This is a genomic window from Nocardia macrotermitis, assembly GCF_009604405.1.
Classification (GTDB): Bacteria; Actinomycetota; Actinomycetes; order Mycobacteriales; family Mycobacteriaceae; genus Nocardia; species Nocardia macrotermitis.
The window spans coordinates 113,664-134,740 of the sequence record NZ_WEGK01000012.1; the positions used below are offsets into that span (position 1 = coordinate 113,664).

At 67.6% G+C, this 21,077-nt stretch carries 21 protein-coding genes and 1 pseudogene; 8 read left to right on the forward strand and 14 right to left on the reverse strand.

Annotated features, from left to right (window positions below):
- Positions 1-28: 28 nt before the first annotated feature.
- The 8 genes from NRB20_RS25700 to NRB20_RS25735 all read right to left on the reverse strand — a co-directional run bounded on the left by NRB20_RS25700 (position 29) and on the right by NRB20_RS25735 (position 8,432).
- Entirely contained in the window at positions 29-2,476 is a 2,448-nt protein-coding gene (locus tag NRB20_RS25700; protein WP_153413410.1) for an NADH-quinone oxidoreductase subunit G, read from the reverse strand.
- On the reverse strand, positions 2,473-3,810 hold the full coding sequence (gene nuoF, locus NRB20_RS25705; protein ID WP_319945392.1) for an NADH-quinone oxidoreductase subunit NuoF: 1,338 nt from the start codon (positions 3,808-3,810) through the stop codon (positions 2,473-2,475). The genes NRB20_RS25700 and nuoF overlap by 4 nt, the downstream gene beginning before the upstream one ends.
- Entirely contained in the window at positions 3,807-4,523 is a 717-nt protein-coding gene (gene nuoE / locus NRB20_RS25710; RefSeq protein WP_153413412.1) for an NADH-quinone oxidoreductase subunit NuoE, read from the reverse strand. The genes nuoF and nuoE overlap by 4 nt, the downstream gene beginning before the upstream one ends.
- Positions 4,520-5,842 (reverse strand): NADH dehydrogenase (quinone) subunit D, encoded by a 1,323-nt coding sequence (gene nuoD, locus NRB20_RS25715; protein WP_153413415.1) that lies wholly within the window; start codon positions 5,840-5,842, stop codon positions 4,520-4,522. Before nuoD ends, nuoE begins: the two co-directional genes overlap by 4 nt.
- Positions 5,842-6,609 carry an NADH-quinone oxidoreductase subunit C gene (locus NRB20_RS25720; protein WP_153413417.1) on the reverse strand — a complete coding sequence of 256 codons (768 nt, stop codon included), beginning with the start codon at positions 6,607-6,609 and terminating at the stop codon, positions 5,842-5,844. The genes nuoD and NRB20_RS25720 overlap by 1 nt, the downstream gene beginning before the upstream one ends.
- Entirely contained in the window at positions 6,606-7,160 is a 555-nt protein-coding gene (locus tag NRB20_RS25725; RefSeq protein ID WP_067674818.1) for a NuoB/complex I 20 kDa subunit family protein, read from the reverse strand. Before NRB20_RS25725 ends, NRB20_RS25720 begins: the two co-directional genes overlap by 4 nt.
- 101 nt (positions 7,161-7,261) lie before the next feature.
- Complete coding sequence (locus NRB20_RS25730; RefSeq protein ID WP_319945393.1) at positions 7,262-7,642, reverse strand: NADH-quinone oxidoreductase subunit A; 381 nt, start codon at positions 7,640-7,642, stop codon at positions 7,262-7,264.
- A gap of 370 nt (positions 7,643-8,012) precedes the next feature.
- Entirely contained in the window at positions 8,013-8,432 is a 420-nt protein-coding gene (locus tag NRB20_RS25735) for an Rv3143 family two-component system response regulator (protein ID WP_153413421.1), read from the reverse strand.
- Positions 8,433-8,565: 133 nt separating this feature from the next.
- Here NRB20_RS25735 and NRB20_RS25740 point away from each other — a divergent pair, with 133 nt between their 5' ends.
- From NRB20_RS25740 to NRB20_RS25745, 3 genes are all read left to right on the forward strand, one after another.
- Complete coding sequence (locus NRB20_RS25740) at positions 8,566-8,994, forward strand: CBS domain-containing protein (protein WP_153413423.1); 429 nt, start codon at positions 8,566-8,568, stop codon at positions 8,992-8,994.
- A gap of 334 nt (positions 8,995-9,328) precedes the next feature.
- The gene (locus NRB20_RS39040) at positions 9,329-9,454 is read left to right on the forward strand and encodes a hypothetical protein (protein ID WP_264766377.1); all 126 of its coding nucleotides are present in this window, start codon (positions 9,329-9,331) and stop codon (positions 9,452-9,454) included.
- A gap of 418 nt (positions 9,455-9,872) precedes the next feature.
- Positions 9,873-10,274, forward strand: a complete 402-nt coding sequence (locus NRB20_RS25745; protein ID WP_153413425.1) for a hypothetical protein — start codon at positions 9,873-9,875, stop codon at positions 10,272-10,274.
- A gap of 27 nt (positions 10,275-10,301) precedes the next feature.
- Here NRB20_RS25745 and NRB20_RS25750 read toward each other — a convergent pair whose 3' ends face one another.
- The 6 genes and pseudogenes from NRB20_RS25750 to NRB20_RS25770 form a co-directional block, all read right to left on the reverse strand.
- Entirely contained in the window at positions 10,302-11,276 is a 975-nt protein-coding gene (locus NRB20_RS25750; RefSeq protein ID WP_153413427.1) for an aldo/keto reductase, read from the reverse strand.
- A gap of 102 nt (positions 11,277-11,378) precedes the next feature.
- Positions 11,379-11,816 (reverse strand): MarR family winged helix-turn-helix transcriptional regulator, encoded by a 438-nt coding sequence (locus tag NRB20_RS25755; protein WP_153413428.1) that lies wholly within the window; start codon positions 11,814-11,816, stop codon positions 11,379-11,381.
- A 132-nt stretch (positions 11,817-11,948) separates the two neighbouring features.
- The gene (locus NRB20_RS38425) at positions 11,949-12,947 is read right to left on the reverse strand and encodes an MSCRAMM family protein (protein ID WP_319945429.1); all 999 of its coding nucleotides are present in this window, start codon (positions 12,945-12,947) and stop codon (positions 11,949-11,951) included.
- A pseudogene (locus tag NRB20_RS38430) lies at positions 12,948-14,666 on the reverse strand (MFS transporter); the annotation flags it as partial.
- 211 nt (positions 14,667-14,877) lie between these two features.
- On the reverse strand, positions 14,878-15,180 hold the full coding sequence (locus tag NRB20_RS25765; protein ID WP_319945430.1) for a PEP-utilizing enzyme: 303 nt from the start codon (positions 15,178-15,180) through the stop codon (positions 14,878-14,880).
- Complete coding sequence (locus NRB20_RS25770) at positions 15,137-16,045, reverse strand: LysR family transcriptional regulator (protein WP_227833862.1); 909 nt, start codon at positions 16,043-16,045, stop codon at positions 15,137-15,139. The genes NRB20_RS25765 and NRB20_RS25770 overlap by 44 nt, the downstream gene beginning before the upstream one ends.
- A 125-nt stretch (positions 16,046-16,170) precedes the next feature.
- Between NRB20_RS25770 and NRB20_RS25775 the strand changes: the two genes are divergently transcribed.
- From NRB20_RS25775 to NRB20_RS25795, 5 genes are read left to right on the forward strand one after another with little or no spacing between them, the layout of a single operon-like run.
- A complete protein-coding gene (locus NRB20_RS25775; RefSeq protein WP_153413432.1) occupies positions 16,171-17,613 on the forward strand; it encodes a form I ribulose bisphosphate carboxylase large subunit in 1,443 nt (480 codons plus the stop codon).
- Between the two features lie 25 nt (positions 17,614-17,638).
- Positions 17,639-18,061 (forward strand): ribulose bisphosphate carboxylase small subunit, encoded by a 423-nt coding sequence (locus NRB20_RS25780; protein WP_153413434.1) that lies wholly within the window; start codon positions 17,639-17,641, stop codon positions 18,059-18,061.
- A complete protein-coding gene (locus NRB20_RS25785) occupies positions 18,051-19,112 on the forward strand; it encodes an AAA family ATPase (RefSeq protein WP_153413436.1) in 1,062 nt (353 codons plus the stop codon). Before NRB20_RS25780 ends, NRB20_RS25785 begins: the two co-directional genes overlap by 11 nt.
- A gap of 9 nt (positions 19,113-19,121) precedes the next feature.
- Positions 19,122-20,186: a class 1 fructose-bisphosphatase gene (locus NRB20_RS25790; protein ID WP_153413438.1), complete on the forward strand. Its 1,065-nt coding sequence runs from the start codon at positions 19,122-19,124 to the stop codon at positions 20,184-20,186.
- Positions 20,187-20,198: 12 nt separating this feature from the next.
- On the forward strand, positions 20,199-21,077 hold the full coding sequence (locus NRB20_RS25795; RefSeq protein WP_153413440.1) for a phosphoribulokinase: 879 nt from the start codon (positions 20,199-20,201) through the stop codon (positions 21,075-21,077).

Below are 21,077 nucleotides of genomic sequence, written 5' to 3' on the forward strand. Positions count from 1 at the left end.
CGCGAGTGTGCGGCGTGGTGTCGCGAACTCAGTCACGGTGGTCCTCCCGGCGGATGCGGACCAGGTGGCCAGGGGTGACGGCGAGGTGTTCGTAGACCGCCGAGCCGGGGGAGTTCAGGGGGAGCCATACGACGCGGTCGGGCATGTCGGTGACCACCAGGGGGAGGGTGAGGTGGCCGTGGTCGGTGCTGACGCGGACCGGATCGTCTGTGCTGGCGCCGATTTCGGCGGCGGTGTCGTGGGACAGGCGCAGCACCGGCGGGCGGGCGGTGCCGGCGAGGTTGGCTTCGCCGTCCTGCATGCGGCCGCGGTCCAGCAGCATGCGCCAACCGGCCAGGACGGCCGTGCCGGGGGCGGGTCGGGGGATCGGTTCGGGCAGGGCGTCCGGTGGGGTGGCCGGGGGGCCGTCCCAGGTGCCGAGGTTCGCCAATTCCCTACGGGCCGAGGCGATATCGGGCAGGCCGAGGCGGATGCCCATTTCGTCGGCGATGGCGTGCAGGACGCGGTGATCGGCCAGCTGCGCGGGTTGGCGGCGGACGGTGGGATCGGCCAGGGCGGCGTCGAATTCGCGGGTGCGGCCCTCCCAGGTCAGGAAGGTGCCCGCTTTCTCCATGGCGGTGGCGACGGGGAACACGACGTCGGCGCGTTCGGTGATGTTGCTGCTGCGCAGTTCCAGCGCGACGACGAAGCGGGCGGCGTCGATGGCCGCGAGCGCCGCGCGCGGGTCGGGCAGGTCCGCGACCTCGATCCCGCCCACGACCAACGCCCCGAGGCTCGCGGCGTCGGCGAGGATGGACGCGGTGTCGCGCCCGGGTGCGGCGGGCAGTTCGTCGATATCCCATCCGGTCTTGATCTGTTGGCGCGCACGGGAATCGGCGATCGGCCGTCCGCCGGGCAGCAGCCCCGGCAACGCCCCGGCCTCGAGTGCGCCGCGCTCGCCCGCCCGCCGGGGCACCCACGCCAGCGCGGCGCCGGTGTCGTCGGCCAGCCGCGTGAGCGCGTTGAGCGCGCCCGGGACGGTGGCGAGCCGTTCCCCGGCCAGGATCACCGCGCCGGGTGCGCGAAGCAGATCGCGAGCGGCGTCGAGTTCGGCCGGCCCGCCGCCGACACGCAATGCCTCGAGCGCATACGACTCGTCACCGGGCACCGTGGGAATCAGCGTGCCCGCCATCCGCTCGAGTCCGCGCGAGGCATACGCGGCCAGCGAGTACACCGGCAGACCGTGTTTGCGGGCGGCCTTGCGCAGCCGCACGTAGACCATCGGCGATTCCTCTTCGGGCTCGAATCCGGCCAGCAGCACCACCGGCGCGGTCTCGAGCGCGGCGTAATCCACGCGCACCCCCTGCCCGGCGACGCGGGCGGCCAGGAATTGCGCCTCCTCGGCCGAGTGGGCACGGGCCCGGAAGTCGATATCGTTGGTGCCCAACGCGATTCGCGCGAACTTCGAATACGCGTAGGCATCCTCGAGGGTGGCGCGTCCGCCGACGAGCACCCCGGCATTACCGTTCGCGGCCGCCAGTCCTTCCGCCGCGCGCGCCAGCGCCTCGGACCACGACGCGGCCGCGAGGGTGCCGTCCCACCCGCGCACCAACGGCGTGGTCAGCCGGTCGGGCTGGCCGGCATAGGTGAACGCCCACCGCCCCTTGTCACAGTTCCATTCCTCGTTGACCTGCGGATCGTCACCGGCCAACCGCCGCAGCACGGTCCCGCGGCGATGATCGGTCCGCTGCGCGCATCCGGACGCGCAGTGCTCACACACCGCCGGACTGGACACCAGATCGAAGGGCCGGGCGCGGAACCGGTACGTCGTCCCGGTGAGCGCGCCGACCGGGCAGATCTGCACGGTGTTACCGGAGAAATAGGAGTCCAGCGGTTCCCCGTCGGCGATGCCGACTTGTTGCAGCGCACCGCGATCCATCAGATCGATGAACGGATCCCCGGCGACCTGCTGCGAGAATCGGGTGCACCGCGCGCACAGCACACACCGTTCGCGATCCAGCAGCACCGCGCTGGACAGCGGAATCGGTTTGGGATACGTCCGTTTGACGCCCTCGAAGCGGGATTCGGTCCGTCCGCTGGACATGGCCTGGTTCTGCAACGGGCATTCCCCGCCCTTGTCGCACACCGGACAGTCCAGCGGATGGTTGATCAGCAGCAGTTCCATCACCCCCTCCTGCGACTTGCGGGCCACCGGGGAGCTGAGCTGGGTGCGCACGATCATGCCCTCGGCGACCGGAATCGTGCAGGACGCCACCGGCTTTCGTTGTCCTTCGACCTCGACCAGGCATTGGCGGCACGCGCCGACCGGATCCAGCAGCGGATGATCGCAGAAGCGCGGAATCTGGATCCCGACCAGTTCGGCCGCGCGGATCAGCAGCGTCCCGGCGGGCACGCTGACGGTGGTGTCGTCGATGGTCAGACTCACCAGATCCGCGGGGGTGACGCCGCTGGTGTCGGTGGGGACCGTGGCGGTCATCGCGCGCCTCCTCGTTCAGCGATGGCGGTGTCGGCAGTGGCCCAGGCGGTGCTGCGGGCCGGATCGAACGGGCAACCGCCGCGCAGATGCTGTTCGTATTCCTCGCGGAAATATTTGAGGGAGGAGAAGATCGGGCTGGCCGCGCCGTCGCCGAGGGCGCAGAACGACTTGCCGTTGATGTTGTCCGCGACATCGAGCAGCGTGTCCAGATCCGCGCCGGTGCCCTGGCCGGATTCGATGCGTTCGAGCAGTTGCACCAGCCAGTACGTGCCCTCCCGACATGGGGTGCACTTACCGCAGGATTCGTGCGCGTAGAACTCGGTCCAGCGCAGCACCGCGCGCACCACGCACGTGGTGTCGTCGAAGATCTGTAATGCCTTGGTGCCCAACATGGATCCGGCCGCGGCGACGTTCTCGTAGTCCAGCGGCACATCGAGATGCTCGCCGGTGAACAGCGGGGTCGAGGACCCGCCGGGCGTCCAGAACTTCAACGTGTGCCCGGCGCGCACACCGCCGGCGTGTCCGAGCAGCTCGCGCAGCGTGACCCCGAGCGGCGCTTCGTACTGTCCGGGCCGGGTGACGTGCCCGGACAGCGAGTACAGCGTGAATCCGGGCGAACGCTCCGAACCCATCGTGCGGAACCAGTCCACCCCGTTGAGCACGATCGCGGGCACGCTCGCGATGGATTCGACATTGTTGACCACCGTCGGGCACGCGTACAGGCCCGCGACGGCCGGGAACGGCGGCCGCAACCGGGGTTGTCCGCGCCGACCTTCGAGCGAGTCCAGCAGCGCGGTCTCCTCACCGCAGATGTACGCGCCCGCCCCGGCGTGCACGATCAGGTCCAGGTCGTAGCCCGAACCCAGGATGTCGTGCCCGAGATACCCCGCGGCATAGGCTTCGGCGACCGCGACCTGCAATCGCCGCAGCACCGGCAGTACCTCGCCGCGCACGTAGATGAACGCCTGTGCCGCGCGAATGGCGTAGGCGGCGATGATCACCCCTTCGACCAGCGCGTGCGGGGTGGCCAGCATGAGCGGCATGTCCTTGCAGGTGCCGGGCTCGGATTCGTCGGCGTTGACGACCAGGTAATGCGGTTTGGTGGTGCCGTCCGGGCCGGGCCCCTGCGGGATGAATCCCCATTTCATGCCGGTGGGGAACCCCGCGCCGCCGCGACCGCGCAGCCCGGAGTCCTTGACCGTGGCGATGACCTCGTCCGGTTGCAGGCGCAACGCCTTGGACAGCGCGCGGTAGCCGTCGTGGCGGCGGTAGGTGTCCATCGTCCAGGATTGCGGCTCGTCCCAGTAACTAGTCAGGACAGGTGTCAGACTCACCGGTCGCTCCCGTCGGCCGCGGGCGAATCATCTTGGGGCAGTGGATTGTTCACGACCTGAAGCCCGGCGAGGGTGGGTGCGCCGGGTGCGCCGTCGGTGGCCCCGGGACGTTCGTCCGGGAATCCGGCCAGTACCCGTGCGGTCTCGCGGAACGTGCACACCGGCAATCCGCTGCGCGTCCCGGTGACCGGTTGCCCCGCGCGCAGCGAATCCACCAGTTCGCGTGCGGATTCAGGCGTCTGGTTGTCGAAGAACTCCCAGTTGACCATCAGCACCGGCGCGTAGTCGCAGGCGGCATTGCATTCGATGTGTTCGAGAGTGATGCTGCCGTCCGGGGTGGTCTCCCCGTGCCCGACGCCCAGATGCGCTTTCAGCGCCGCGAGGATCTCGTCCCCGCCCAGGACCGCGCACAGCGTGTTGGTACACACCCCGAGGTGATAGTCCCCGGTCGGGGTGCCGCGATACATCGAGTAGAAGGTGGCCACCGCGGTGACCTCGGCATCGGTGAGCCCCAATTGCTCTGCGCAGAAACCGATTCCGGTGCCCGAGACATACCCCTCGACGCTCTGCACCAGATGCAGCAGCGGCAGCAGCGCCGAGCGGGACTGCGGATAGCAGTCCAGGATCGTCTTCGCGTCCGCGGCGAGACGATCGTGCACCTCGGCCGGATACGGAATCGGCTTGGTGGTCAGTTTCAACAAGATCTGAGTCATCGGTCCACACCACCCATCACCGGGTCGATACTCGCCACGGACGCGATGACGTCGGCGACCATGCCGCCCTCGCACATCGCGGCCACGGCCTGCAGATTCGTGAACGACGGATCGCGGAAGTGCACCCGGTACGGCCGGGTGCCGCCGTCGCTGACCATGTGCACCCCGAGTTCGCCGCGCGGGGATTCGACCGCGCAGTACACCTGTCCGGGCGGCACCCGCATCCCCTCGGTGACGAGTTTGAAGTGGTGGATCAGCGATTCCATCGAGGTGCCCATGATGGTGCCGATGTGTTCGGGGGAGTTGCCCAGCCCGTCCGGGCCCAGTGCCAGATCCGCGGGCCAGGCAATCTTCTTGTCCTCCACCATGACCGGGCCGGGACGTAACTTGTCCAGGCACTGTTCGACGATCTTCAACGACTCGCGCATCTCGTTGACGCGGATGAGGTAGCGCCCGTAACAGTCGCTGCCGGTGTCGGTCATGACATCGAACTCGTAGTTCTCGTATCCGCAGTACGGCTGGGTTTTTCGCAGATCGTGCGGCAGTCCCGTGGCCCGCAGCACCGGTCCGGTGATCCCCAGCGCCATACATCCGGCCAGATCGAGGAAGCCGACGTCGCGGGTGCGGGCCTTCCAGATGGGGTTCTGGTTGAGCAGCAGTTCCATGTCGCGCAGCCGTTTGGGCATGAGCGCCAACAGATCCCGGATCTTGCTCACTCCGTCCTCGGGCAGATCCTGGGCCAGGCCGCCGGGGCGGATGTAGGCGTGGTTCATGCGCAGGCCGGTGACGGTCTCGAAGATGTCCAGGATGAGTTCGCGTTCGCGGAAGCCGAACAGCATCGGGGTCAGCGCGCCCAGTTCCATGCCGCCGGTGGCCAGCGCCACCAGGTGCGAGGAGATGCGGTTCAGTTCCATGAGCAGCACGCGAATCACGTTGACGCGCTCGGGAATCGCCTCGGTGATGCCGAGCAGTTTCTCCACCGCCAGGCAGTAGACGGTCTCGTTGAAGAACGGCGAGAGGTAGTCCATCCGGGTCACGAACGTGACGCCCTGGACCCAGCTGCGGTATTCGAGACTCTTCTCGATCCCGGTGTGCAGATAGCCGATACCGCACCGGGCCTCGGTGACGGTCTCGCCCTCGATCTCCAGGATCAGCCGCAGCACCCCGTGCGTGGAGGGGTGCTGCGGGCCCATGTTGACCACGATGCGTTCCTCGGCCGCGCCGTCCAGGGCCTGGCGCACATCGTCCCAGTCCTGGCCGACGACGGTGACGGTGGTTTCGCCCGGCTGCTTCTCGTGCCGGATGTCGGTCTCGCTCATCAGCTGTACGTCCTGCGCTCGTCGGGAGGTGGTATGCGCGCGCCCTTGTACTCGACCGGGATCCCGCCGAGCGGGTAGTCCTTGCGCTGGGGGTGTCCGCGCCAGTCGTCGGGCATCTCGATGCGGGTCAGCGACGGGTGACCGTCGAACAGGATGCCGAAGAAGTCGTAGGTTTCCCGCTCGTGCCAGTCGGTGGTGGGATACACCGAATACAGCGAGGGGATGTGCGGATCGGCGTCGGGTGCGCAGGCTTCCACACGCACCCGGCGGTTGTGGGTGATGGACATCAGGTGGTAGACCGCGTGCAGTTCGCGGTCGGCGTCGTCGGGGTAGTGCGCTCCGCTCACGCCCAGGCACAGTTCGAAACGCAGCGGCTGCGCGTCGCGCAGGGCGCGGGCGACCACGGGGAGTTGTTCGCGTCGCACGTGCAGGGTGAGCTCGTCGCGGAACACCACGATCTTCTCGATCGCGGCGGTGAACCCCTTGTCGGACAACACCTTCCGTAGCTCGTCGACCAGTTCGTCGAAGTAGCCGCCGTAGGGCGGGGGTGTGCTGCCGGGCAGGCTCAGGGTGCGCGTCAGGCGGCCGTAGCCGGAGGTGTCGCCACTGCCGGCAACCCCGAACATGCCCTTGCGCACGCCGATCACCTCCTCGGCCGCGGGTTCGGGTTCGCTCGCGGAAGTGTCGGATCGCGCTGTGCTGGAAGGGTTGTCGTTCACCGTGGCCTCCGGTGGGCTCTCGCTGGCGCCGGGGGAGTCGAAGGTCATCGCAGCAACCCCTTGAGTTGGATGGTCGGGGTGACCGCCAGCGCCGCGGCCTCGGCGGCGCGCACGGCCTCCTCGCGGTTCACCCCGAGCGGCATGTGCTGGATCTTCTCGTGCAGGGTCAGGATCGCGTGCAGCAGCATCTCCGGGCGCGGCGGGCAGCCGGGCAGGTAGATGTCCACGGGCACAACGTGATCCACGCCCTGCACCACGGCGTAGTTGTTGAACATCCCGCCCGAGGACGCGCACACGCCCATGGCGAGCACCCATTTGGGTTCGGTCATCTGGTCGTACACCTGGCGTAGCACCGGGGCCATCTTCTGGCTGACGCGCCCGGCCACGATCATCAGATCGGCCTGGCGCGGGGAGGCCCGGAAGACCTCCATCCCGAAGCGGGCGCTGTCGAATCGGCCCGCGCCCGTGGCCATCATCTCGATCGCGCAGCAGGCCAGCCCGAACGTCGCGGGCCACAGCGAGCCCTTGCGCAGATATCCGGCGAACTGTTCGACCGTGCTCAGCAGGAATCCGCTGGGCAGTTTCTCTTCCAGACCCATCTCGGACCGACTCGCTTCCGTCCTCGAAACCCTCGCTCCGGCGGTCCGGAGGGTGGGTTTGCCGTTCCGTGTGCTTGGTTGGTGTGTGCCGTCGCGGGGGTTCAGTCCCAGCTCAGGCCGCCGCGACGCCATTCGTAGGCGTAGGCGATGGAGACGTTGACGATGAACAGCGCCATCGCCGCGAGGCCGAACAGGCCCAGCGCGTCGAAGTGGACCGCCCACGGATACAGGAACACGATCTCGATGTCGAAGATGATGAACAACATCGCGGTCAGGTAGTACTTGATCGGAAAGCGCTGTCCACCAGCGTTTCCCGGGCCTCCGGCCACGGCGTGGGGGGTGGGTTCGATACCGCACTCGTAGGCTTCGAGTTTGGCGCGGTTGCGGCGTTTGGGCCCGATCAGGGCGGCCAGGAACAGCGATCCCACCGCGAACGCCGCAGCGATCGCGCCGAGAACGAGTGTGGGAACTTCGTTATTCACAACTGCACAACCCCTTCTCCGTATCCTCGGACGGCAGCAGCCGAGGCGGGGCTGACATCGTCGTCTGCCGGGCCGGTCTCGACCCCCGGGGCGCGCTCGGCCATGAGCGCGGACGTGTAGGGGACCTGACGGGGCGGGTACTGATACCAACGCCCGCTCTCGTGTGAGCTACAGCACAGCCTACAACTGTTCCTTCTCAATACCGGTGGATTGGCAGCCGTGTTTGATCGAATTCAGAACTGTCACTTATGACCGAAACGGCGTAATGACCCGTTTCCCACGGGCGGGAACACACCCCGGACGCGCCGAACGCCCGCCTTCGGTGTGGAGTGCGGGCGTTCGGGGAGAACCGGGTGCTGTGCGGGAGGTTTCAGGCGGCCTCGGAGTCGCGCAGCAGGCCGACCACGGCCTCGGTGAGCGCGAACGGGTCGATCGGGTGCGACACGGCCGCCTCGGCGCGGGACCAGTTCGCCAGCCAGGCGTCATCGGGCCGACCGGTGAGCACCAGGATCGGCGGGCACGGCTCGACTTCGTCCTTGAGCTGTTTGGCCAGACCCAGTCCGCCGGTGGGCGCGGCCTCGCCGTCCAGGACGACCAGATCGATACCGCCGCGATCGAGCCGGTCCACCACCACCGGCGCGGTGGCCACCTCGAGGTATTCCAGGGGCGGCAACTCGGGGTGCGGGTTCCGCCCCAGGGCCAGCATCACCTGGCGGCGAGTGTCGGAATCGCTGCTGTACACCAGAACCCGCAGCACCGCGGGACGCTTCGCTTCGGCCACGTTCGGCATGGTACGTCCGCGCGATACCCCGGCGGGGCAGGTTCGGCGCAGTCGGTGCGTCACGGTATGAATTCGTGCTGGTCATCGCGGGCCGAACGCGAGATCCTGAGAACCGGGGACGCACGACGAGGCGGTGGACGCGATGCGAATTTCCGAGGTGCTGCGCAAGAAGGGCTCCGAGGTGGTCACGATCGGGCCGGAGGTCACGGTTCGTGAGCTGCTGGCGGTGCTGGCCGAGCACAATGTCGGGGCGGTGGTGGTCTCCGGCGACGGGCTGAGCCTGGACGGCATCGTCTCCGAGCGCGATGTGGTGCGGCAGTTGCACCGGATGGGCGCGGAACTGCTCGGGCGGCCGGTCGCGGACATCATGACGATGATCGTGCACACCTGCTCGCCCGAGGACCGGGTGGAGAGTCTGCGTTCGACGATGACCGAACATCGGATCCGGCATCTGCCGGTGGTCGCACACGGGCGGATGGTCGGGATCGTGAGCATCGGCGACGTGGTCAAGAACGCGATCTCCGAACTGGAGACCGAGCGCGAACATCTCGAACAGTATCTGCAAGGCTGATCTCACGCGGGACATGCTGTGCCGCAGCATGATCGGGAACCCGCGCGGACGGTCCCGCGCGAGCCTCCGATGCCGGTGTCACATACCCCAGGCGTGCAGCAGGTAGGTCACGTTGGCCAGGATCGAGGTGACCGTGTTGGCCAGATCGAGCGCGGCGGAGCCGAAGTCGAGCAGGGGCATGGGTACCGATTCCGTTCGTCGAAATGCACTGTCGACTCGACGGTAGGTGTGGTGCGAGTGCGCGGCAAGGTCGGTCGACTCACAGCCGGGCCGTTGCACCGGTCCGACCTGTGGGTGCCCGCGCCGGACGGGTGGCGCATGTGGGACCGGTGACATGACAGCGGAATTCGACGCTCGGCCCGATCGCCGCGAACTCCGCGATCCGAATGCGGTACGGCATGCCGATTCGCCGGTGCTGGTCGCCGGAAATATCGCGGTACGGAATTTCACCGGTTCGTAACAGCGAAATGACCACGCGGGTGTGGAATTCGGTGCAGAATTTTGTTCTGGCGATTCGCCGAAACCAAGCTCGCGGTCCTTGCACCGCTGATCGGGTGGGGTCCGGGATGCGCCGAAACCCTCGGACCTCACCACCCGAATCCGTGCCCGCGCGACAATGCGCGGGCGGGTTCGCTCCTGTCGATCTCGCGTCCGGAAAGTTCCAGCCGGAAAAGACAATTCGTGACGACCCGACCGGTCTGCATCCTTCACGATGATCGAATTCCGGGAGCCCGGGGACGAATAGGGTTGCGGCCCGGGACATTCGCCGCCCGCGAGTGGGGGCGGACCGCGCGATGCGGCCGCCGCGACGCGTATTAGGGTCTCTGACACACCGTTCCGACGGCCGGTGCACCGGCCCTGGTCATGAAGGAAACTCTATGCGCCGCACCGCGATCACCGTGCTGACCCTGGCTGCCGCCCTCGCGTGCGGCGCGTGTGGTTCCTCGGGCGGCGAGGGCGCGGCATCGACGTCCGCGGCGGCGAGTTCGTCGGCGGCCGCGCCGAGTTCCGCGCAGACCGCCGCGCAGCAGTGCGACACTCAGACCTGGCCGCAGAAGATGCCCGACTTCAAAGGGAAAGTGCTGGGTGACCTGGTCGTCAACTCGGCGCTGTGCTTCAACATCACCGCGATCACCGGGCCGGACGGCACCGATGTCATGCACGACGCGGCGGGGATGACCAAGCCGTGGACGGTGGCCTCGCAGACCCCGGCGGCGGGCACGTCGGTGACCGCCAAGACCCCGATCACGCTGAAAGTCACCGCGGCGCAGCAGAAGTGAGCCGCGCCGCGGTGACCTCCGGCGGCGTTACTTACCCACGACGCGAGCGAAGGCTTCGGGGTAGCGGGCCCCGGCGACGTTCGCGCTGAGTTCCTCGATCCGCGCGAGTTCGGCTGGGGTGAGGGTGATCTCGGTCGCCGCGAGGTTCTGCTCGAGGTAGGTGCGGCGCTTGGTGCCCGGGATCGGGACCACGTCCGCGCCCCGGCTCTGCACCCAGGCCAACGCCAATTGCCCTGCGGTGCAGTCCTTCTCCTCGGCCAGGGCGCGCAGCTCGGCGACGATCGCCAGGTTGCGGTCCAGGTTGTCCTCGGCGAAACGCGGCAGGCCCCGGCGCATGTCGTCCGCGGGCAGCTGCGCGGCGGAGGTGATCGCGCCGGTGAGCAGGCCGCGGCCCAGCGGGGAGAACGGCACGATGCCGATGCCCAGTTCGCGGCACACCGCGACCGCCTCGGCCTCGATATCGCGCGACCACAGCGACCATTCGCTCTGCAACGCGGTCACCGGGAACACCGCGTGCGCGCGGCGGATCGTGTCCGGGGCGGCCTCGGAGATCCCGGCGTAGCGGATCTTGCCCGCGGCGGCGAGTTCGGCCAGTGCGCCCCAGGTCTCCTCGATCGGGACGTTCGGGTCGACGCGGTGCTGGTAGTACAGGTCGATGTGGTCGACGCCGAGACGGGTCAGGGACTCCTCGCAGCACTGCTCGACGTAGGCGGCGTCGCCGCGCGCGCCCATGCCGTTCTCGGTCCACACGATGCCGAATTTGGTGGCCAGTACGGCCTGGTCGCGATGTCCGGTCAGGGCGCGGCCGACGAGTTCCTCGTTGGTTCCGTTGCCGTAGACGTTCGCGGTGTCCAGCAGTGTGACGCCCAGTTCCAGGGCGCGGTGGATGGTGGCGATGGATTCGGCGTCGTCGTCGCGCACGCCGTAGGCCTGGCTCATGCCCATACAGCCCAGCCCTTGCGCGCCGACGGTGAGTTCGCCGAGTGTGCGGGTTCCGATCATGGATCCTCCTGGGTGACACCGGGATTGCGGTTCGTGAGTGATGCTCACGTCCACGACGCTAGGTGCTGGAGCGCACTCCAGGTCAAGTCGATGCCCCGGCGCTCACTCGTCGAGCAGATCCACGACCTTGGTGAGAGTGGTCGCCAGGATGCGGCGTTCGTCCTCGGGCAGGTGGTCCAGGGCGTCGGCGAAACGCTGGATGCGCGCGGAGGTCAGGCCGTTGACCATGTCCTGCGCGGGTGCGGTGGCCGAGAGCACGTGGGCGCGGCCGTCGATGGGGTCGGGGGCGCGCTGGATGTAGCCGCCCTTCTCGAGCTGGGTCACGATGCGGGACATGGTCGGCGCGGTGACGCGTTCGGCGGCGGCCAGATCGCCCAGGCGCATCGGCCCGCAGCGCACGAGTGTGCCCAGGGCCGCGGCGGAGCCCGGACTCAGTGCGCCGGTGTCCCCGGCGCGGCGCAGCAGCCGGGTGATCCGGCCGACGGCCAGGTACGCGTCGGCCGCCTCGGCGAGACGTTCGGCGTTGTGCTGCTGAATCATCCGATCCTCGCTCCTACCCGGCTCGATACCCGCGCTGCATGGGGTGTGTCAGCAAGTATGCCCGTCGCGGGGAATGCCGGGACCGGTGGTGCGCGGCGCAATCGTGCCGCCGCGCACCACCCGTCGGATCACTTATTCGGTGTCGGCCGTGACGCCCGCGGCGTGGCGGCCGTTGCTGTGGCCGTTCACGGTGTCGGCGGGCTGGTCGTAGCCCAGTTGCAGATCGTGGTTGACCTGCGAGCCGGTGACGCGGACCCGGCTGGACACCGGCGGGTAGCCGCGCGCGACCACGGTGTACTGGCCTTCGGTCAGGTCGGTGACCGAGTAGTTGCCGTCCTGGTCGGTGTGCACCGAACCGAGGATGCCGCCGGTCGCGTCCTGCACGATGACCTGGGCGTCGGGCACCGCGCGCCCGTCGGCCCACACCGAACCGTTGAGCACCGACATCGCGCCGAGTTCGACGTCCTGGGCGAGTACGCCGCTGTCGGGCACGGTCAGGGTGATCGCGGTGGGCCGCATGTGTTCGACGACCGCGACCAGTGTGTACACCCCGGATACCACGCCCTGGCAGGCATAGTCACCGCGGGCGCCGGTGACCGCGGCCCCGACGACCTCGCCGCGCATATCGGTCAGGGTGATCGTGGCCCCGGCGACCGGACGCAGGTCCGCGGTCGAACGCACCGTGCCGGACACCTCGCCCGAACCTTGCAGCGGCACGTCCAGGCGTTGCGGGCGGCCGTCGACGGTGACGTTCACCGCGGCGGGCTGATGCCCGCTCGCCGAGACGATCAGCACGTAGCTGCCTGCGGTGGGCGGCTCGATGACGTACTCACCGTGCTGATTGCCGGTCGCACGCGAAACCTGGTGTCCGCGCTGGTCGATCAGCGTCAGCGCGACCGCCGGGACGATGTACCCGTCCGAGCGCACGACGCGTCCGCTGATCGCGCGGCCGTCCGCGACGAGTGGTTCGCTCGACGGCGTCCGGAACGTCGCGGGCGCGGTGAGCGTGCTGGTCACGGTGTGGCCGTTGGTGGCCGCGTCGTTGACGCCCACGACCGGGAGCTGCTCGGTGGCATCGACGTCGATGATGCCCTCGCGGGTGGCCTCGGCCAGTTCGGCGGCCTCGTCCACGGCGTAGTCACCCTTGGCGAACCAGGAGGCGATCGAGCCGAGCAGCAGCATCACCGCGGCGGCGAGGAACACCGCGATCAGACCGGAGTGGAACGGTCCGGAGATCAGGTGCGGGAAGAACTGCTCGCCGGTGATGGTGCTGCCGTTCACGCCGGGCTGGTTCAGCACGTCGGGGGAGATCATCTCCTTGAACGGGTTGTAGCCCAGGAACGTCGCGAACAGGCTGCCGACCGGCGGGGTGTTGGAGAGCTGATCGGCGACGTTCGCCGGGATGCCCTGCTCGCGCAGTCCGGAGTTCATGGCGTTGGGCAGGGTGCCGGACAGGCCCGCGATCATCAGCGAGAAGAAGATGCCGATCGACAGCGCCATGCCGCCGTTCATCAGCGTCGCGCGCATGCCCGAGGCCACACCGCGCTGGTTGGCCGGCACCGAGGACATCACCTCGGCGGTGTTGGGCGAGGTGAAGATGCCCATGCCCAGGCCGTTGAGCAGGATGATCAGCGCGAACAGCCAGTAGTTGAAGTTGACCGGGATGACGATCAGCAGCACGAAGGTGATCGCGGCCAGCAGCAGCCCGCCCGCGGCGAAGATCCGCCCGCCGAAGCGGTCGCTGAGGTACCCCGACAGCGGTCCCGAGACCAGGAAGCCGATGGTCAGCGGCAGCATGTAGATGCCCGCCCACAGCGGGGTGTCCTCGAAGCTGTAGCCGTGCTGGGGCAGCCAGATGCCCTGCAACCAGATGATCAGCATGAATTGCAGGCCACCCCGGCTGACCGAGGTCATCAGGCTGGCGAAGTTGCCCAGCGCGAAGGTCCGGTTGCGGAACAGCGACATGTTGAACATGGGCTGACTCGATTTGGCCTCGATGACGCAGAAGATCACCAGCAGCGCCAGGCCGCCGATGACGCCGGTCAGCACCCACGGGTTGCCCCAGCCGGTGTTGGAGCTGCCGTAGGGCTGGATGCCGTAGGTGATTCCGGCCAGCAGTGCGGTCAGGCCGACCGCGAAGGTCAGGGTGCCGGGGATGTCCAGCGAGCCGGGGGTGCGCGCGCCGTTGTCGTGCAGCGAGCGGTAGGACCAGATGGTGCCGATGATGCCGAAGGGCACGCTGATCCAGAACACGGCCTTCCAGTCCCACTCGGCGAGCAGGCCGCCCAGCAGCAGGCCCAGGAACGAACCGGCAACGGCCGCAACCTGATTGATGCCCAGGGCGAAGCCGCGCTGTTTGGCGGGGAAGGCGTCGGTGAGGATGGCCGAGGAGTTCGCCATCAGCATGGCGCCGCCGATGCCCTGCACCACGCGCCAGGCGATCAGCCAGATCGCGCCGCCGCCGTGGTCGAACGGGTCGAACGACAGCAGGATCGCGCAGACGGTGAAGACGATGAATCCGGCGTTGTAGATCTTCACGCGGCCGAACATGTCGCCGAGGCGGCCGAACATGACCACCAGCACCGCGGAGGTGAGCAGGAAGCCCATCATCAGCCACAGCAGATAGCTGACGTTGCTGGACTCGAGCGGATTGAGGTGCACGCCGCGGAAGATCGCGGGTAGCGAGATGAGCACGATCGAGGAGTTGATGGTGACCATCAGCATCCCCAGCGTGGTGTTCGACAACGCCACCCATTTGTAGTGCGGGTGGTCGTGGTCGACGCGGAGCCGCCGACGAACGGTCTGAACGTCGCCGACGTCCAGCCCGGCGGAAGTGTGTGCGGAAGCCAAGAGTCCCTCTCCCTGCGGATCGCAGACGAATAGTGCCTCACTCAATATAGTTGCAATATGCTAACTAACTAAATGGAGTGAATAGGGAATTGGTCACACCTCGGTCGGGAATACGCTCCGCGTGGTACAGGATGTCCTGCCGCTGATCAGCGCAGAGCCGCGTGGGCGGCGGTGAGACGCTCGGTGGCGCTGCGTTCGGTGTCGGCGCCGGTCATCTGGTCGGCCCATTCGAGTAAGCGGTGTACGTGCGGGCCGGTGGTGGTTCCGATGACTGGGTTCCGGTGGTTATCTCGCCGCCGGTGCCATCGATGGCGATGAGGGTGCCTTCGGGGATTACGTGCCGGCCGATTCGGATCGTGGTGGCGTCGATAGTCAGTTCGGGGACTCCGACGACGGCGGGTTTGCCCATCGATCGGCCGACGACGGCGCGGCGGGCGGAATGGATCGGACGGCGAGACGTCGAGCACGGATCAGTGCGAGCCGGCCACGTTGTTCGTCGAGGCAGCGACCGGATCGAAAGGGCGGGTGCCGGGGGCGGCGTGCTGCATCAGGTGGTCGATGAACAGGCGGGCCGGTGGGGTGGGGGTGCGGGTGGTGACCGCGTGCCAAGGGCGGTCCAGAGGCGTTCCCTCGACCGGCAGGATCTCCAGATCGCCTGCGGCGACATGGGATTCGACGGCGTCGTTGTGGATCAGGGTGATACCCAAGCCTTCTCGCGCGGCGGCCAGCACTGCCCCGTGGGTGCCGAGAGTAAGGGTGGGCGGGCGGATCTGGAGGCGGTCGAGCAGGGCCACAGTGGTGGCCCGGGTGCCGGAGCCGTGGCCGCGTAGCAACCAGGTGGCGGTCAACGGGTCCGGGCAGCGGCCGGGGGAGCCGACGACGACCAGGCGGCTCGGGCGTCGGGCGCGCACGACGAGTCCGGCCGCGCGCGGTGGGCGTCCGGCGATCACGAGATCTGTTTCGTGGTGCTGTAATTCGAGGAACAACAGATCGCGCGGATGGATCGACAGGCCCAGTTCGATATCCGGATAACGATCGCGGAATGCGGCCAGCGGGCGCAGCAGTACGTATTCTCCGGCGGTGGCCACCACGCCGATCCGCAAACGTCCGGTATCCGCGCGGCGCACCGCGGCCTGGGCTTCGCGCATCAACCCGAGAATGCTGCGACAGTAGTCGGCGTAGACGCGTCCGGCGTCGGTGAGCACGATCCCGCGACCGGATTTGGCGATCAGTTTCGCGCCGAGCTGTTTCTCGATATAGGCCACCGCCGCCGACGCGGCGGCCTCGGTGATGTGCAGTTCCACAGCGGCGCGGCGAATGCTGTTGTGGCGGGCCACGGCCAGGTATGTCTCCATCCGGACCGCGCTCACCGTTCCCATCATCAGACGGTAGCAAACTCAACTTCCGTGTTGGACGTGACGAAAAACAATCGAATTGTCCGTTGCGTTCCCGGCCCGCATCCTGAATTCGTCAGGCGCACAGGCTCGCTCGCACAGGAGGAGATATGGCCGAGGAATCCACTCGCGACCGCTGGGATCCGGGCGTGCAGTCCTATGCCTCGATGGGCTATTACGACCTGGACTACGAACCGAAGGACACCGATGTGCTCGCGGTGTTCCGGGTGACCCCGCAGCCGGGCGTGGACCCGATCGAGGCCGCCGCGGCGGTGGCGGGCGAATCATCCACTGCCACTTGGACCGTCGTGTGGACCGATCGGCTCACCGCGCACGACCGGTATCGCGCGAAATGCTATCGGCTCGACGAGGTGCCAGGCCGGGCGAACGAGTACTTCGCCTATGTCGCATACGATCTGGACCTGTTCGAGGAGGGGTCGATCACCAATCTGACCTCCTCGGTGATCGGTAACGTATTCGGCTTCAAACCCCTTGCCGCACTGCGGCTCGAGGACATGCGCATTCCGGTGGCGTATGTCAAGACCTTCCCCGGTCCGCCGCACGGAATCGTCACCGAGCGTGAGCATCTGAACAAATACGGTCGTCCACTGCTGGGCGCGACGATCAAACCGAAACTCGGTTTGTCCGCGCGCAACTACGGGCGCGTGGTGTACGAGGCGTGCCGGGGCGGGCTGGATTTCACCAAGGACGACGAGAACATCAACTCCCAGCCGTTCATGCGGTGGCGTGATCGCTATCTGTTCGCCATGGAGGGGGTGAATCGGGCGATCGCGGAAACCGGTGAGCTGAAAGGCCATTATCTGAACGTCACCGCGGCCACCATGGAGGACATGTACGAGCGCGCGGAATTCGCCCGATCCCTCGGCAGCGTGATCATCATGATGGATCTGACCGTCGGCTACACCGCGATGCAATCGATGTCGACGTGGGCGCGACGCAACGGCATGCTGCTGCATCTGCATCGCGCCGGCCATTCCACCTACACCCGGCAGAAGACGCACGGGGTGAGTTTCCGGGTGCTGGCCAAATGGTGCCGGTTGATCGGGGTGGATCATCTGCACGCGGGCACGGTGATCGGCAAACTCGAGGGCGACCGCAATACGGTCAAGGGTTTCTACGACACGTTGCGGGAGAACCACATTCGCGCCGACGCGGGCACCGGGATCTTCTTCGATCAGGACTGGGCGAGCCTGCCGGGCGTGCTGCCGGTCGCCTCGGGCGGTATCCACGCCGGGCAGATGCATCAGCTGCTGGAGTTGTTCGGCGACGATGTGATCCTCCAGTTCGGCGGCGGCACGATCGGTCATCCGATGGGTATCGCCGCGGGCGCCGAGGCCAATCGGGTGGCGCTCGAGGCGGTGGTCAAGGCCCGCAACGAGGGTCGCGATCTGCTCACCGAGGGCCCGCAGGTGCTGCGCGACGCCGCCCGCTCGTGCCGTTCGCTCGAGGCCGCACTGACGGTGTGGGGCGATGTCACCTTCGAGTACACCTCCACCGACGCTCCCGACGCCGTGCCCACGGCGACGCGGTGAATACGCCGAGAAAGGAAGGGCTGCCATGTATTTGCGTCACGGGACGTTCTCGCATCTGCCGGAGCTGTCCGACGCCGAGATCGGCGCGCAGGTGCGGTACGCACTGCTGAACAACTGGCCGGTGTCGATCGAGTACACCGACGATCCGCATCCCCGCAACGTGTATTGGGAGATGTGGGGGCTGCCGATGTTCGATCTGCACGAACCCGACGGGGTGCTGGCCGAGATCCGCGCCTGCCGGGATGCGTTGCCGCGCCACTACATTCGGGTCACCGCCTATGACGCGCGGTACGGGCGGCAGACCACGGCGCTGAGTTTCCTGGTGCAGCGCCCGGCCGCGGAGCCCGGATTCGCGTTGGTGCGCACCGAATCCGAGGATCGCCGCCAGCGCTACGGGTGGGCCGCCTACGCCACCACCGAGCCGCCGGGCGCGCGGTATGGCGAGTGACGCGGCGATGACGAACGCGCACAACGGGTTCCGGATGTACCGCGCGGATACGAGTCCCCCCGACTCGATCCGGCGGACGTACGAGCCGCAACCCGGCCGGGACAGCCCGGAGATCCTCGACGCGGACGCGGAACTGGATCTGTCCCTGGATCCGGCGACCGGCCGGGTCGAGCACACCCTGGCCCGCCTGGACGCGGAACTGGTGGGCCTGTCGGCGGTCAAGGCGCGGGTGCGGGAGATCGCGGCGTTGCTGCTGATCGACCGGGCCCGCGCCCGGTTCGGCTTGACCGCCGCGCGCCCCACGATGCACATGAGCTTCACCGGCGGTCCGGGCACCGGAAAGACCACCGTGGCGCTACGCATGGCCGATCTGCTGCACGCGCTGGGCTACATTCGTAAACCGTTGGTGCACAGCGTGACTCGTGACGATCTGGTCGGCCAGTTCATCGGCCACACCGCGCCGCGCACGAAGGAGGCCCTCGCCCGCGCGGCCGGGGGAGTGCTGTTCATCGACGAGGCGTACTACCTGTTCCGCCCGGAGAACGAGCGCGACTACGGGCAGGAGGTCATCGAGATCCTGCTCCAGGAGATGGAGTCCGAACGCAGCAGTCTGGTGGTGATCTTCGCCGGATATCCCGATCGGATGGAGACGTTCTTCTCCGCCAATCCCGGCCTGTCCTCGCGGGTGGCGCACCACATCGATTTCCCGGACTACACCCACGGCGAACTGATGACCATCGCCGGATTGATGGCCGAGGGCGAGCAGTTCCGCCTGGATCCCGACGCGGTGACCGCATTGGGTGAATATCTCGAATTGCGCATGGCCCGACCACTATTCGCCAACGCGCGCAGCCTGCGCAACGCCCTCGAGCGCTGCCGGTTACGCCAGGCCCGCCGCCTGGTGGACCTGCACCGGCCACTGCGCCGAACCGAACTGATCACGCTGACCGCCGCGGATGTGTACGGCAGCAGCGTGTTCGGCGACACCGCCCCGGTTCCCGTCGGCGGCGACGGGTCCGGCCGGTCTCGTGACGACGGAGACGATCGGTGAGGAGCCGCGATGCCCGAGAGACTCGAGACACTGACCCGCTACACGATCGCGCAGGAGCACCGCCATCCCGGTTCCTCGGGTGAGTTCTCCGCGTTGCTGAACGTGGTGGCCACCGCGACGAAGATCATCGCCAACCAGGTCACCCGCGGTCGGATCGGGGATGGCGATGCGGCGCAAGCGGATTCGGTCTCGCTGCCCGAGCCGCGTCGGCTGGACGCGATCGCCAACGACATCATGGTCGCCGAATCCGAATGGACCGGACCGCTCGCGGGCCTGCTGTCCGAGCAGATGAGCGGATTCCATCCGGTGCCGACGGAATTCCGGCGGGGGAAGTATCTGCTGGCGTTCGATCCGTTGGACGGGTCGTCGAATATCGATGTGAATCTGCCTGTGGGAACGATTTTCAGCGTGCTGCGGTGTCCGGACGACTCTCGCGCGCCGGGCGAGGAGGATTTCCTGCAACCGGGTGTGCGGCAGGTGTGTGCGGGGTTCACCCTGTACGGCCCGGCGACGATGCTGGTGCTGACCACCGGGGACGGGGTGGATGGTTTCACCCTGGATCGGGAGATCGGGGCGTTCGTGCTGACGCATCCGCGGATGCGAATCCCCGAGGACACTTCTGGTTTCGCGATCAACGCCGCGAACGAGCGGTTCTGGGAACGTCCGGTGCGCCGCTACGTGCACGAGTGTCTGGCCGGGGTGGACGGGCCGCGCGGGCGGGATTTCAATATGCGCTGGGTGGCCTCGCTGGTCGCGGACACCTTCCACATCCTCACTCGCGGTGGGGTTTACCTGTATCCGTTCGATACCCGCAGTCCGGGCCGGGTGTCGCTGCTGTACGGGGCGAATCCGATCGCGTTCGTGGTCGAGCAGGCCGGCGGGGCGGCCACGACCGGGCTCGCGCGGGTGCTCGAGGTGCCGCCGGGCGAGTTGCATCAGCGGGTGCCGTTGGTCTTCGGTTCGCGGCGGGAGGTCGAGCGGATCGAGCGGTATCACCGCGAGCCCGAGGAGGGGCCGCGATTCGACGCGTCGCTGTTCGGGACGCGGTCGTTGTTCCGGCCCGCGGGCCACTGAATCGGAGGTGTGATGTCGCTCAAACATCCCGTGGTCGCGATCACCGGGTCCTCCGGTGCGGGCACCACCAGTGTCACCCGGACCTTCCAGGAGATCTTCCGCCGCGAGGGGATCACTGCCGCTGTGGTGGAAGGGGATTCGTTCCACCGGTTCGATCGCGGGGAGATGGCGCTGGCGATGGCCGAGGCCGAGCAGAACGCGAATCGGCACTTCTCGCATTTCGGTCCCGAGGCGAATCTGCTGGCCGAACTCGAGGCGCTGTTCCGCGATTACGGTGAGAACGGGGTGGGGTTGGCGCGCCGGTATCTGCACGACGAGATCGAGGCCGAACCGTTCGGGCAGCCGCCGGGCACGTTCACCCCGTGGCAGGAACTGGTGCCGGGGAGCGATCTGCTGTTCTACGAGGGGTTGCACGGTGCGGCGGTGACCGAGAGCGTGGATGTGGCCCGGCATACCGATCTGCTGGTCGGTGTGGTGCCGATCATCAATCTGGAGTGGATTCAGAAGGTGATCCGGGACAAGACCGAACGCGGGTATTCCGGTGAGGCCGTACTGGATACGATCCTGCGCCGCATGCCGGACTACGCGAACTACATCTGCCCGCAGTTCTCCCGCACCTACGTGAATTTCCAGCGCGTGCCCACGGTCGACACGTCCAATCCGTTCACCGCACGCTCGATCCCGACCGCGGACGAGAGTTTCGTGGTGATCCGCTTCGCTGATCCGAAGGTGATCGATTTCCCGTATCTACTGTCGATGCTGCACGATTCGTTCATGTCGCGGCCGAACTGCATCGTGGTGCCGGGCGGGAAGATGGATCTGGCGATGCAGTTGATCTTCACCCCGTTGATCCTGCGGTTGATGGACAAGCGGCCGAACCGGCGGGTGTGA

What these genes read in the sequence shown, in the direction of transcription:
- NRB20_RS25725 (WP_067674818.1), bottom strand. Translation starts at nt 7,160, where the DNA reads ATGGGTCTGGAAGAGAAACTGCCCAGCGGATTCCTGCTGAGCACGGTC.
- NRB20_RS25755 (WP_153413428.1), bottom strand. Translation starts at nt 11,816, where the DNA reads ATGATTCAGCAGCACAACGCCGAACGTCTCGCCGAGGCGGCCGACGCG.
- NRB20_RS39040 (WP_264766377.1), top strand. Translation starts at nt 9,329, where the DNA reads ATGACAGCGGAATTCGACGCTCGGCCCGATCGCCGCGAACTCCGCGAT.
- NRB20_RS25770 (WP_227833862.1), bottom strand. Translation starts at nt 16,045, where the DNA reads ATGGGAACGGTGAGCGCGGTCCGGATGGAGACATACCTGGCCGTGGCC.
- nuoD (WP_153413415.1), bottom strand. Translation starts at nt 5,842, where the DNA reads ATGAGCGAGACCGACATCCGGCACGAGAAGCAGCCGGGCGAAACCACC.
- NRB20_RS25740 (WP_153413423.1), top strand. Translation starts at nt 8,566, where the DNA reads ATGCGAATTTCCGAGGTGCTGCGCAAGAAGGGCTCCGAGGTGGTCACG.
- NRB20_RS25790 (WP_153413438.1), top strand. Translation starts at nt 19,122, where the DNA reads ATGCCCGAGAGACTCGAGACACTGACCCGCTACACGATCGCGCAGGAG.
- NRB20_RS25720 (WP_153413417.1), bottom strand. Translation starts at nt 6,609, where the DNA reads ATGACCTTCGACTCCCCCGGCGCCAGCGAGAGCCCACCGGAGGCCACG.
- NRB20_RS25795 (WP_153413440.1), top strand. Translation starts at nt 20,199, where the DNA reads ATGTCGCTCAAACATCCCGTGGTCGCGATCACCGGGTCCTCCGGTGCG.
- NRB20_RS25785 (WP_153413436.1), top strand. Translation starts at nt 18,051, where the DNA reads ATGGCGAGTGACGCGGCGATGACGAACGCGCACAACGGGTTCCGGATG.
- NRB20_RS25735 (WP_153413421.1), bottom strand. Translation starts at nt 8,432, where the DNA reads ATGCCGAACGTGGCCGAAGCGAAGCGTCCCGCGGTGCTGCGGGTTCTG.
- nuoE (WP_153413412.1), bottom strand. Translation starts at nt 4,523, where the DNA reads ATGACTCAGATCTTGTTGAAACTGACCACCAAGCCGATTCCGTATCCG.
- NRB20_RS25775 (WP_153413432.1), top strand. Translation starts at nt 16,171, where the DNA reads ATGGCCGAGGAATCCACTCGCGACCGCTGGGATCCGGGCGTGCAGTCC.
- NRB20_RS25700 (WP_153413410.1), bottom strand. Translation starts at nt 2,476, where the DNA reads ATGACCGCCACGGTCCCCACCGACACCAGCGGCGTCACCCCCGCGGAT.
- NRB20_RS25780 (WP_153413434.1), top strand. Translation starts at nt 17,639, where the DNA reads ATGTATTTGCGTCACGGGACGTTCTCGCATCTGCCGGAGCTGTCCGAC.
- NRB20_RS25750 (WP_153413427.1), bottom strand. Translation starts at nt 11,276, where the DNA reads ATGATCGGAACCCGCACACTCGGCGAACTCACCGTCGGCGCGCAAGGG.
- NRB20_RS25745 (WP_153413425.1), top strand. Translation starts at nt 9,873, where the DNA reads ATGCGCCGCACCGCGATCACCGTGCTGACCCTGGCTGCCGCCCTCGCG.